The sequence below is a fragment of the Flavobacterium sp. genome (assembly GCF_036759525.1).
Classification (GTDB): Bacteria; Bacteroidota; Bacteroidia; order Flavobacteriales; family Flavobacteriaceae; genus Flavobacterium.
Genome location: NZ_DAIOUN010000005.1, coordinates 103,260 through 116,130 on the forward strand (window position 1 = coordinate 103,260; position 12,871 = coordinate 116,130).

At 33.8% G+C, this 12,871-nt stretch carries 8 protein-coding genes; 5 read left to right on the top strand and 3 right to left on the bottom strand.

What is annotated here, in order from left to right:
• The first annotated feature begins 43 nt into the window (after window positions 1-43).
• The gene (locus V7M80_RS05945) at window positions 44-2,524 is read left to right on the top strand and encodes a beta-mannosidase (RefSeq protein WP_333694710.1); all 2,481 of its coding nucleotides are present in this window, start codon (window positions 44-46) and stop codon (window positions 2,522-2,524) included.
• A 41-nt stretch (window positions 2,525-2,565) separates the two neighbouring features.
• On the opposite strand, the gene V7M80_RS05950 is transcribed toward V7M80_RS05945, so the two are convergent.
• Together V7M80_RS05950 and V7M80_RS05955 are read right to left on the bottom strand one after the other, a co-directional pair.
• Complete coding sequence (locus tag V7M80_RS05950) at window positions 2,566-3,180, bottom strand: deoxynucleoside kinase (RefSeq protein ID WP_333694712.1); 615 nt, start codon at window positions 3,178-3,180, stop codon at window positions 2,566-2,568.
• A complete protein-coding gene (locus V7M80_RS05955) occupies window positions 3,180-3,971 on the bottom strand; it encodes a hypothetical protein (protein ID WP_333694714.1) in 792 nt (263 codons plus the stop codon). Before V7M80_RS05955 ends, V7M80_RS05950 begins: the two co-directional genes overlap by 1 nt.
• A gap of 130 nt (window positions 3,972-4,101) precedes the next feature.
• On the opposite strand from V7M80_RS05955, the gene V7M80_RS05960 reads away from it, so the two are divergent.
• Entirely contained in the window at window positions 4,102-5,007 is a 906-nt protein-coding gene (locus tag V7M80_RS05960) for a GLPGLI family protein (protein WP_333694716.1), read from the top strand.
• 26 nt (window positions 5,008-5,033) lie between these two features.
• The gene (locus V7M80_RS05965; RefSeq protein WP_333694718.1) at window positions 5,034-7,784 is read left to right on the top strand and encodes a carboxypeptidase-like regulatory domain-containing protein; all 2,751 of its coding nucleotides are present in this window, start codon (window positions 5,034-5,036) and stop codon (window positions 7,782-7,784) included.
• Between the two features lie 73 nt (window positions 7,785-7,857).
• On the opposite strand, the gene metK is transcribed toward V7M80_RS05965, so the two are convergent.
• Entirely contained in the window at window positions 7,858-9,108 is a 1,251-nt protein-coding gene (metK, locus tag V7M80_RS05970) for a methionine adenosyltransferase (RefSeq protein WP_333694720.1), read from the bottom strand.
• 275 nt (window positions 9,109-9,383) lie between these two features.
• On the opposite strand from metK, the gene V7M80_RS05975 reads away from it, so the two are divergent.
• Window positions 9,384-10,940, top strand: a complete 1,557-nt coding sequence (locus V7M80_RS05975) for a T9SS-dependent choice-of-anchor J family protein (protein ID WP_333694722.1) — start codon at window positions 9,384-9,386, stop codon at window positions 10,938-10,940.
• A 595-nt stretch (window positions 10,941-11,535) separates the two neighbouring features.
• Window positions 11,536-12,828, top strand: coding sequence for an O-acetylhomoserine aminocarboxypropyltransferase/cysteine synthase family protein (locus V7M80_RS05980; RefSeq protein ID WP_333694724.1), 1,293 nt, complete (start codon window positions 11,536-11,538; stop codon window positions 12,826-12,828).
• The last annotated feature ends 43 nt before the right edge of the window (window positions 12,829-12,871 follow it).

Genomic DNA, 12,871 nt, shown 5'->3' on the forward strand with positions numbered 1-12,871 from the left:
TAATTTTAATTAAGCTTTCACTCTAAAAACTTATATGCCTTATATGGTTAAAGATATTTTCGTTTTCCTATGCAGTCTAAATTGTTTTTTCTTTTTTGGACAGACTTCCTATCGTAATTTGTCAACCGAAAACTGGACATTCAACAAGCAAAACGAAACTAAAAAACACAAGGCAACCATTCCCGGAACCATTCACACCGATTTGTTTCAAAACCAACTAATTCCTGATCCATTTTTCGGAGCCAATGAAAAGCAATTGCAGTGGATTGAAAATGAAAATTGGGAATACGAAACGCATTTTTCACTGACCAAATCCGAACTAAAAAATGAAAATATCGAAATGGAATTTGAAGGCTTGGATACGTATGCAACGGTTTTTTTGAACGGAAACGTAGTTTTAGAAGCGGATAACATGTTCAGAAAATGGATCATTTCTGCCAAATCACATTTGAAAATGGGAACCAATCATTTAAAAGTGGTTTTTCATTCGGCAGTTAAAAAAGGAAACGAAGAAGCGAAAAAATTATCGTATACTTTACCTGAAAAAGAACGTGTTTTTGTTCGAAAAGCACAATATCAATTCGGTTGGGATTGGGGACCACGATTCGTTACGGCTGGAATTTGGAAACCAGTACAATTGAAGTTTTGGAATTCGGCTAAAATCGAAAATATAAAATACAGCCAAGACGAACTTAATGAAAGTTTAGCAGAATTAGAATTTATAATTGATGTAAATGTTGAAAAAAATGGAAAGTATGTTTTGCTAATTTACAATGATATTACTGGAAAAATAGATGAGTTATTTGTTAACTTAAAAAAGGGAATTACTTCAATCAAGAATCCTTACAAAATTGAATCTCCTAAATTTTGGTGGTGTAATGGATTGGGTAAACCTAATTTATATAATTTCTCAATTGAATTATATCAAAAGGGAAAATCACTTGATAAAAAGAAGCTAAACATTGGCTTACGAACAATCGAATTAATTCAGGAAAAAGACCAAATTGGAAGCAGTTTCTACTTCAAATTAAACGGAAAATCCGTGTTTATGAAAGGTGCCAATTTTGTTCCGCCCGATAGTTTTTTACCACGCGTTTCGGATTCTATTTATTATTCATTGGTAGCAAATGCCAAAAAAGCAAATATGAACATGCTTCGTGTTTGGGGCGGTGGCGTTTATTTTGATGATGCTTTTTATGAAGCTTGCGATGCCAACGGAATTTTAGTTTGGCAAGATTTTATGTTTGCGTGTTCGATGTATCCGGGCGATAAGAAATTTGTAGAAAATGTAAAACAAGAAGTCATTGATAATGTAAATCGCTTACAAAATCATCCGAGTATTGCGATTTGGTGCGGTAATAATGAAAACGACGAAGGTTGGAACAATTGGGGTTGGCAAAAGCAATTTAATTATTCCAAAGCCGATTCAACTCAAATTTGGAACGATTACAAAAAAGTATTTCATGAAATGATTCCGCAGACTTTGGATAGTTTATTGTCAAAAGAAAAGAATATTTATTGGTCGTCATCGCCTTCAAAAGGTTGGGGAAGAAAAGAAAGTTTAACCCAAGGCGATGTGCATTATTGGGGCGTTTGGTGGGGAAAAGAACCCTTTGAGATATATGAAAAAAAAGTAGGAAGGTTTGTGAGTGAATACGGTTTTCAAGGCATGCCCAATATGGAAACCTTACAAAAAGTAATGACTCAAGAAGACTTAAATTTTACTTCCGAAGCTTTCAAAAATCATCAAAAGCATCCAACAGGTTATGAAACCATCAATGAATACATGGAACGCGATTATGTGGTTCCAAAAGATTTTGAAGATTATTTATATGTTTCCCAACTGTTGCAAGCTCGAGGAATGAAAACCGCCATTGAAGCCCACCGAAGAGCGAAACCCTATTGTATGGGAACTTTGTATTGGCAGTTGAATGATTGTTGGCCCGTTACGTCTTGGAGTTCGTTGGATTATTTTGGGAATTGGAAAGCCTTTCAGTATCAAGCCAAAAGAAGTTTTGAGAATTTGTTGCTTTCGGTTGCAAATGAAAATGATAAATATAAAGTGTATTTAGTTAATGATGATTTCGAAAATTATTCAGGAAAATTGGAATTAGAATTACTTTCTTTTGATGGAAAGTTGCTTTGGAAAACTTTTAAAGAAATTGCTATTGAAGAAAATTCGAGTACGGTTGTTTATGAAATTCCAAAAACTGAATTTGAGAAATTTGATTTGAGAAATAGTGTTTTACATATTCGATTTAATCAAGTAGAATCCAACTATTTTTTTGTAAAACCAAAAGATATGAAATTATCAAAACCAAATATTCAAATTCAAAACATTGATGAGTTTACTATTGAAATTTCTTCAGATGTTTTAACCAAAGATGTTTTCATTTATTCAGAAACTGAAGTGTTTTTTGAAGATAATTATTTTGATTTATTGCCAAAAGAAAAGCGATTCATCAAATTGTCAAAACCAGTACAAAATATAAAAGTAAAATCGTTGTTTGATACGATGCAATAAAAAAGCCTCAATAAATTGAGGCAATTTTCTATGTTTTAGTACTAAAATAATCCGTTTATTTCGGCATCTATTCGGTTGATTATCATTCCTAAATCTTCGGGATTATCTACGAAGTTAATATTGTCTACATCAATAATTAGCAATTTTCCTTTGTCGTAACTTTGAATCCAAGCTTCGTAGCGTTCGTTCAATCGACTTAGATAGTCAATCGAAATCGTATTTTCATAATCACGCCCTCTTTTGTGAATTTGGCTCACTAAATTGGGAATCGAACTTCTTAAGTAAATCAACAAATCCGGTGCCTGAACCATGCTTTCCATTAATTCAAACAACGATTTATAATTGTTAAAATCACGATTGGTCATCAAACCCATAGCATGAAGGTTGGGAGCAAAAATATGAGAATCTTCATAAATGGTTCGATCCTGAATAATTTTTTTTCCGCTTTCGCGAATTTGTAGAATTTGTCTGAATCGACTATTCAAAAAGTAAATCTGTAAATTAAATGACCAACGCTCCATTTGATGATAAAAATCGTCCAAATACGGATTGTCAACCACATCTTCAAAATGCGGTTCCCATTTAAAATGTTTGGCTAATAGTCGTGTTAAAGTGGTTTTTCCGGCTCCAATATTGCCTGCTACTGCTATGTGCATTACGGTAAATTAATTTGATATTTACTTATTTCGTTCTCGGTAAAAATAAACAAAAATTGGTCTCTTATTTTAAATTTCACAAAGCTTTTTTCCTCAATTTCTATTTCTGTTTTATTTTTTGAGTTTAAAGAGTAGAAATAGAGATGATTATTAAAAGAATACAAGATTTTGTTGGTATCTAAAATTTGAATTTGAGAAAATTCTGGAACTTCACCCAAATCTGTGATTTTTCCAAATAAATCACAATAATACAAACGGTTGTCATTATCAATCCAATAAAAATAATTGTAATTGGATTCATAATGTCTGATGTTTTTTTGAAAAGGTTGAGAAAAATAGATCGGTACACCTCTTTTTAAATCCATCAATCCCAATTGCATCGATAATACATTAAAAACCCACAATCGATTTTGAGAGGCTAAACCTGTAGCAGTAACCAAAGTTGAGGCGTTATTTTTTGAAAAAGAAATGACTTGAGTTTCATTTAATTGATTATCCAAAGTAACTGCCGTATTGAAACCTTCAAAAAAAAGTACAATTTTGAGTGGGTTTTGAATATCGGCATAGGATATTTTTCCTAAAGCAACATTCTTATATTGGTATATTTCTTTTCCTTTTTGTTTAATGAAAACATTATTCTTTTGAAAATAATGGTAACCAAAAGCGTCTGTATCAAAATATAGTGTTGCATCCAAAGGTTCTTTTTGCAACATCAATCCCGAGATAGAAATAGGTTGAGCCTGTCCGCTTAGGAAAAGAAATAAAACAAAACCAAAAATGTATTTTTTCATAGAGGCTAATTTACGATTAAACCTTTAGATTGTAAAGAAGTCTTAAAAGAAATGATTTTTTAACAAAAGATTGGTAACAATTCATCAATATTCGTGTCATATTTGTTTTGTAATATTTAATTCCGCTTCTATGAAAACTTTACTTTTTACCCTTTTTACTTTGTTAAGTTTGGTTTTGAATTCATTTGCCCAAGATTTTCAGGGAATGGCTGTTTATGAGTCTAAAACCAGTACGGCAGATTTTCAATCTAATTTTGCAGGAAACAGAGAAATAACTCCGGAAATGCAAAAAATGTTTGAAGAACGAATGAAACGTATGTTTGAGAAAAAATTCATTTTAACTTTTGATAGAAATAGTTCAATTTATAAAGAGGAAGAAAAACTCGAAACACCCGGCCAGGGCGGTGGCGGAATGCGAATGATGGGTTCAATGATGGGTGGAGGTGGAACCCATTACAAAAATGTAAAAGAAAAATATTATGCTGTAGATAAGGAGTTTTTTGGAAAAGAATTTTTAGTAAAAGATTCACTGCCGGTTTTAGATTGGAAACTAGGTACAGAAACCAAGCAAATTGGGAATTATTTATGTTTTAAAGCAACAGCTGTGAGACCTGTGAGTCAATCGGATTTTAGAAATTTTAGAAGAAGAGCAGAGGGAGATAAAAAAGACACCAAAGAAACGGAACAAGCAGAAGCCCCAAAAACAGAATCAAAAACCACCAATTTTATGGACGGTTGGGAAATGCCCAAAGAAATTGAAATTACAGCTTGGTATGCTCCCGATATTCCAATAAATCAAGGTCCGGAAAATTATTGGGGTTTACCCGGATTGATATTGGAAGTTTCTGATGGTAAAACGGTTATTTTGTGTTCTAAATTGGTTTTAAATACGAAAGAAAAGAAGGAAATAAAAGCTCCTAAAAACGGCAAAGTTGTAACCCAGCAAGAATACGATAAAATTGTAATGGAAAAGACCAAAGAAATGCGAGAAATGAACCAAGGTCAGGGCGGTAGAAGTTTTAGATTTGGGGGTTAATTTTCGTAATGTTTAAAAAAATTAAAATGTCAAAATATTATATAATTTTATTTTTAGTAGTATCGGTTGGAGTTCAATCACAAAACATCAAATTTGAAGGAATAGTTCAAGACACACTCAAAAAACCCCTGGAGATGGCTAACGTTATGGCTATAAATCAGGAAACCAAAGCTCTAGATGGGTATGGGATTACCAATGATAAAGGGAGATTTCAATTAAATTTAAAGACAAATTCAACCTATAAAATTAAAGTAAGTTACATTGGATTTCAATCTCTTGAACTCGATGTAAAAACAAAAGAAGAAAATATTCAACAATTAATCACCTTAAAAGAAGGCGGGATTCAACTGGAAGGAGTTGAAATAGTACAAGAAATGCCTGTTTCAATAAAAGGCGATACCCTAATTTACAATGCCGATTCTTTCAAAACAGGAACCGAACAAAAACTTGAAGATATACTTAAAAAACTTCCCGGAGTTGAGGTAAATGCAGATGGCGAAATTGAAGTAGAGGGAAGAAAAGTTACCCAACTTTTGGTTGAAGGGAAAAAGTTTTTTGAAGGCGATACCAAGTTAGGTTCAAAAAATATTCCTTCGGATGCGGTAGATAAAGTACAGGTTCTGAGAAATTTCAATGAAGTTAGTCAAATGCGGGGGCTTGAAAATAATGAAGAGAATATTGCATTAAATATCAAACTCAAAAAAGGGAAAAATAAGTTTTGGTTTGGTGATATAACTGCGGGAGTTGGACCGGATGAACGCTATTTAATTAATCCTAAAATCTTTTATTACAGTCCCAAAACCAGTATTAATGTATTGTCAAATTTGAATAATATTGGCGATGTTCCTTTTTCTAATAGAGACTTTTTTCGTTTAACCGGCGGTGCTCGAAATACCATAAACAGAAGCGGAACGAATATAGGAATCTCAACCAATGATCTTGGGATTTCGACTGCAAGAAATAACAGAGCGGCTTCCTTAGATACGAAATTTGGAGCTTTAAATTTGGCTCAAGAGATCTCAAAAAAGTGGAATGTTAGTGGATTTGGAATCGTGTCTTCCAATAAAACGTTCACCAATACTACCTCCAATTTTGGAATCTTCCAACCCAACTCTACTGAAATTTTAACGGAAGAAACGCGTAATGATGTTTCAGCTCTTCGCAATAATTTGGTTATTGCGAAAATAGGTTCCAAATTTAAGCCAAATTCCAATTTTCAATTGGATTATGACGCTTCTTTAAGGCGTTCTTCTCAAACTGAAGACAATATATTAACCACAGAATCGGTATCTTTTGCCAATGGTGATCCTATTGTTCAAAACAATAACATTATTTCATTCAAACGCCAAGATCCTGTAGTTTTTAACCAGAGTTTAAATGCATTTTGGACCAAAAGTGAAAAGCATACATGGGTTTTAGAGATGCAACATAATTACCAAGATGAAGATCCGTTCTTTAATCCGGATTTGGAGCAAAATACATTCCCTGATTTAGGATTTGTTGGAGGGCAAAATCGATTCAATATCAATCAAGACCGTTTTGTGAAAACCAACAAAGTAGATGCAAAAGTGGATTATTACTTTTCTGCATCTCCAAGACAAATATGGAATTTAACTATTGGAAACACCAATTCCTATCAAAGTTACAATTCTTCTATTTTTCAAATTTTGGATAATGGCTCCATTTTTAATCTTCCGGATGATCCGGCAAACGACCGAATATTTAATAATGACGTCCGCTACAGTTTTAATGATGCTTATGTGGGTGTACATTACAAATTTATTTTAGGGAAGTTTACTTTCAATCCCGGAGTTAATTTTCATAAGTTCAATACATTCAACGATCAACAGTCTACCCGTGTACGCGACGATTTTTACAGAATATTACCCGACGTTTTTGCTCAGTGGGATATCAAAAAATCGGAGTCTATGACCTATACTTACAGAATGAGTAACTTTTTTAATGACATCAACTCTTTTGTTTCAGGGTACACATTTAATAATTTTAATACTTTAAATGCGGGGAATCGATTTTTGGAAAATGCTCTTCAAGAGTCACACAGTCTTAGATACAGAAAGTATAATTTATTTAATTTCACAACTATTTTTGGGGGATTAAGCTTCACCAGAACTACAGATCCTGTTGTGAATAGGGTTTATTTTGAAGGTATTAATCAAATTAGTCAACGTGTAAATGCCGATTTTACTAATCAGTCTTTTAACGGATTTGCCTCTTATCAAAGGTCTTTCAAAAAGTTTTACAAGGCTTCTGTTTTTGCTAGCTTGGGATGGAATAAAAGTAACGCACTACGTGTAAATCCTAACGATCAAACCAATCCCAATGCAGATTTTGTACAAACTGTAGAGTCTTATAATCAAAATTACAGAGTGAGTTTTGGAACCCAATTTAGAGATTGGCCCAATTTAGAAGCGGGTTATAACGTGAATATCAATCAAAATCCAAACACTACATTTACAACTCATAGTCCCTCGGTTCAATTGAGTTATTTCTTCCTAAACGGGTTTTCATTAAACTCTGATTATACTTATAATGATTTTAGAAATTCTTCAGGTACGTCACAAAACACCTACGAGTTTTTGAATGCGAGTTTGAATTACAGAAAGAAAGATGCTAAATTTGAATATAGAGTTAGTGTGACAAACTTACTGAATACCAAAACTTTAAATGATGATAGCTTTGGGGTAACCAATTTCAGTTCGTCACAATATATTGTTCAGCCCAGATATTTGATTTTCTCTTTGAAATATAATTTGTAAGATTGGATAATTTACACAATAAAAAAAGGCTTCAAGAATTTTCTTGAAGCCTTTTTTGTGTTTAAGAACTTTATTAAATTTTAAAAGCAGCTTTTACTTTGTCTACGAAATCTAATTTTTCCCACGTAAATAATTCAACGGTTACTGTTTTAGATTCACCACCTGGAGCCGTAAATGTTTTCGTTACAGTTTCTGGAGTTCTTCCCATGTGTCCGTAAGCAGCCGTTTCACTGTAGATTGGATTTCTTAATTTTAAACGTTGTTCAATGAAGTAGGGACGCATATCAAAAATGCTTTCTACTACTTTACTGATTTCTCCGTCTGTTAAATTTACTTTTGCCGTTCCGTAAGTGTTAACGTTAATTGATGTGGGTTCAGCAACTCCAATAGCGTAAGAAACTTGAACTAAAATTTCATCAGCAACTCCAGCAGCTACTAAATTTTTAGCAATATGACGTGTTGCATAAGCAGCAGAACGGTCTACTTTAGATGGATCTTTTCCTGAGAATGCACCCCCACCGTGAGCTCCTTTTCCTCCATAAGTATCAACGATGATTTTTCTTCCAGTTAAACCAGTATCTCCATGAGGTCCTCCAATTACAAATTTTCCTGTTGGGTTAATATGGTATTTAATGGCATCATTGAATAAGTGAGCATATTGAGGATTTTTAGCAATCACTCTTGGAATCAAAATCTCAATAATATCTTTTTTGATTTTGGCTAACATCGTTGGTTCGTCAGCAAAATCATCATGTTGTGTTGAAACTACAATAGCATCAATACGAACCGGTTTGTTATCATCAGAATATTCTAAAGTTACCTGAGATTTCGCATCCGGACGTAAGTAAGTGATTTCATTATTCTCTCTTCTTAAATCAGCTAATTCTTGAAGAATTTGGTGAGATAATTTCAAAGCTAATGGCATGAATTCAGCAGTTTCATTTGTAGCGTAACCAAACATCATTCCCTGGTCACCTGCACCTTGCTCTTCTTTGCTAGCTCTGTCAACACCTTGATTAATATCTGAAGATTGCTCGTGAATGGCAGATAAAACCCCACAAGAATTCGCTTCAAACATATATTCGCTTTTTGTATAACCAATTTTCTTGATTACATCTCTTGCGATAGTTTGTACATCTAAATACGTATTTGATTTTACTTCTCCAGCTAAAATTACTTGACCAGTAGTAACTAACGTTTCACAAGCTACTTTTGACTCAGGGTCAAATGCTAAAAAGTTATCAATTAATGCGTCTGAAATTTGATCCGCAACTTTGTCAGGATGTCCTTCACTCACTGATTCTGACGTAAATAAATAAGCCATAATAAAATATTTTTAAATTTTAGCGAGGAAAAATAATTGCAGATGCTGCCTAAAGGAGTAGTAATTACTGCTTTAGCATTTTTTAATGAGGTTGCAATCAGTTCAAATTTTTCCTCTTAGTTTTCGGATGCAAATTTAAGAAAGCAAATTCGAATAATGTCAATTCAAAATCTCTTTTTTTAAAAAAATTAGTTAAAGTCATTTTTTTTTATTGATTTTAAAGTGATTGTAAAAGAAAAAAAATTAATTTTACATGAAATAATAAACAGTAAATTATGAAAAAAACACTACTTTTTGGATTTCTTTGTGCTTCCTTGTTTTCAAATGCTCAGATTTTTCAATCTGGTTTTGAAAATGTAAATGGACCATTGTCTCAGTGGACACTTTACAATCAAGACAATCGAGTTCCTAATACGAATGTAAACTATGTAAATGCTGCATGGGTTCAGTCGTTATCGGAGTTTGATAATAATGTAGCTTTAAGTACTTCATGGTATACACCTGCAGGTGCTTCAAATGATTGGATGGTCAGTCCTGCAATTTCATTGCCTTCTGGGCCATCAACTTTGTATTGGCATGCTAGAGCTTATGATGCCACTTATCCTGACGCCTACAGAGTATACGTATCGACAACAGGAAATGCTCCTGCAAATTTTACTACTGCACTTTTAACTGTAGGTAACGGAACCACAACAGGAGAGTCTACAACATGGCAAAACAGAAGTTTAGATTTGTCATCTTTTGCCGGACAAACGGTATATATCGCATTTCAAAATTTTTCAAATGACATGTTTCTTTTGGGAATAGATAATGTTTATGTGGTTAGCGGGACATGTCCTGCACCATCAAGATTAATGACTAATTCTAATATTGGTTTAACATCAGGAACATTTAACTGGACAGCTGCTTCAGGTATTACTCAATATGATTATTCTTGGGGTGCAGTTGGTCATTCTCCCTCTGTAACAGCCACAGTAACTGGTACTTCTGCTACGGTTAATTCATTAGCTCCTAATTCAAGATACCAATACTTCGTAAGAAGTAAAAATGGTTCTACAACTGGTGGTTGGGTTGGTCCTTATTCTTTATTTACGGCAGTTCAAGCAGCTCCTTCCTACAGCTATGGTTTTGACAATCCAACGTTTTATGTTTCAGATGGGTGGACAGGGGCTTGGTCAACAAATGCAACTGCAGGTAATCCCCAAGCAGGTACTCAAATGGTTTTCTCAAATAGTAGTACTACAGTTGGAACACCAACAGACAGATGGTTGTTTTCAAGACCTATTTATTTAGAAGCAGGTTCATCTAACACAATTACTTTTTATTTAAGAAATTTTGGAGCTACTAATCCACAAAGTATAAAGATGACGGTTGGTAGTGAGCCTGTTGTAGCCTCTCAAACTAATATCTTGTGGACTAACAGTGCTGTTGCTAATACAACTTGGACACAATACACTGTAAGTTATTCACCTACAACAACCGGTGTATACTACTTTGGTTTTCATCATTTCACTCCCGGAGCCGCTGGTGCTGTTTCTTTAGGACTAGATACTTTTAACATCAATTCAGTTTTATCAGTTAATGATTTTGTGGTTTCAAACTTCAAAGTATATCCTAACCCTGCAACTGATGTTTTGAATATAGATGCTATAGCTAATTCATCTATTTCTAAAATTACAATATCCGATATAAGAGGAAGCTTGATTAAGGAAATCAATTTGAATAATGAACTACAGACTCAAATTTCAGTTTCTGAATTGAACTCTGGTATTTATTTTGTAACAATTCAATCAGATAATGGTTCTGGGACAACTAAATTTGTAAAAAAATAAAGTTTAAATTAGAATGTTTATTAATCCGGACTAGGTTCCGGATTTTTTTTAATTTATTTTTCTGATTTACACACTTGCTTTAGATTAAAAATCTATTATTGAGTTATTAATTAAAATATTTTAGAAAAATTATCTATTTATTTTTTTAAACTAGAAAATGTTTCTACATTTGCCAAATAAAATCAGAACAATGAAATTTATAATTTGCAATATGTGTTGTCGTAAGATGTGGAAATCTCCGCAGAGGAAACCTATTGCATAATTTTAAATTTTTTAAAATAAATACAATTGAACCTCTGCCCAAAAGCAGAGGTTTTTTTGTATAAAAACTCTCACCAACTCAGTATATAACAACTCAGCAACTTTAATAAAATGAACACTAAAAAAAATACAATGATGAACCGTATGATGATGCACATCTGTTGCATCACAAACCCTCATTGCCAAAAGCGAAAGACCTAATCTAGTTATACACTTGTTTTAAAGTCCTTTTGGTAAGCCATCCAAAAGGACTTTTTTTTATCTAAAAATCTAAAAATCTAAAAATCGAATAATCTGAAAATCAAATAATCCAACAATCTAAAAATCCAAAATTATGAGCACACAAAAATTCTCCACCAACGCCTTACACGCAGGACACGATGTAACCCAAAATGCTGGAACAAGAGCCGTCCCCATTTATCAAACTTCTTCGTATGTATTTAATAATTCGCAACATGCAGCCAATCTTTTTGGTTTAGCCGAAGCTGGTTTTATTTACACAAGATTAAATAATCCAACCAACGACATTTTAGAACAACGCTTAGCCAAACTCGAAGGGGGAATCGGAGCAGTCGTAACCGCTTCAGGAACAGCAGCAATTTCAACTACTTTGTTAACGTTATTAAAAGCCGGTGATCACATCGTGGCTTCCAACAGTTTGTATGGCGGAACCTATAATCTGTTGAGTGTAACCTTGCCAAGATTAGGCATTACCACCACGTTTGTAGACCCCTCCAATCCTGAAAATTTCACCAAAGCTTCACAGGAAAATACACGAGCTTATTTTGTAGAGAGTCTTGGAAATCCAAAATTAGACGTACTCGATTTAAAAGCCATTTCAAAAGAAGCGAAAGCCTTCAAAGTGCCTTTTATTGTTGATAATACAGTGGCAACCCCCTTTTTGCTAAACCCAATCCAACACGGTGCAGACATTGTCATTCATTCCTTAACCAAATACATTACCGGAAACGGAACATCGTTGGGAGGCGTAATCATCGATGCCGGAAATTTTGACTGGAGCAACGGAAAGTTTCCTGAATTCACAGAACCTTCTACCGGTTATCATGGGTTGAAATATTATGAAGTACTTGGAGCAGCTTCGTTTATTGCCAAAGTTAGAATTGAAGGTTTACGTGATTTCGGATCAGCTTTGAGTCCGTTCAACGCTTTTCAAACCATTCAAGGATTGGAAACGCTGGAAATTCGAATTAAGAAACACAGCGAAAATGCATTGGCTTTAGCTCAATGGCTTCAAAATCAGGAACAAGTAGCTTGGGTGAATTATCCTGGTTTGGAAACTTCAAAATACAAAGCGTTAGCCGATGAGTATTTACCCGAAGGAAAGAGCGGTATCGTCACATTTGGACTCAAAGGCGGATTTGAAGCAGCCAAAAAAGTAGCCGATGAAACGAAATTATTCTCGCTTTTAGCCAATATCGGCGATACCAAATCATTGATTATTCATCCGGCAAGCACAACGCATCAGCAATTGTCTGATGCCGAGCAAGAAGCAACCGGCGTTACCAAAGATTTAATTCGTCTTTCTGTCGGATTAGAAGATATAGAAGATTTAAAAGCCGATTTAAAAACGGTGTTTGAAAAAATTGAAAGTAGAAAGTTTGTTTAAGTTTTGTTTGTTTGTTTACAACTGTCTTTTTTCCACGTTTGAA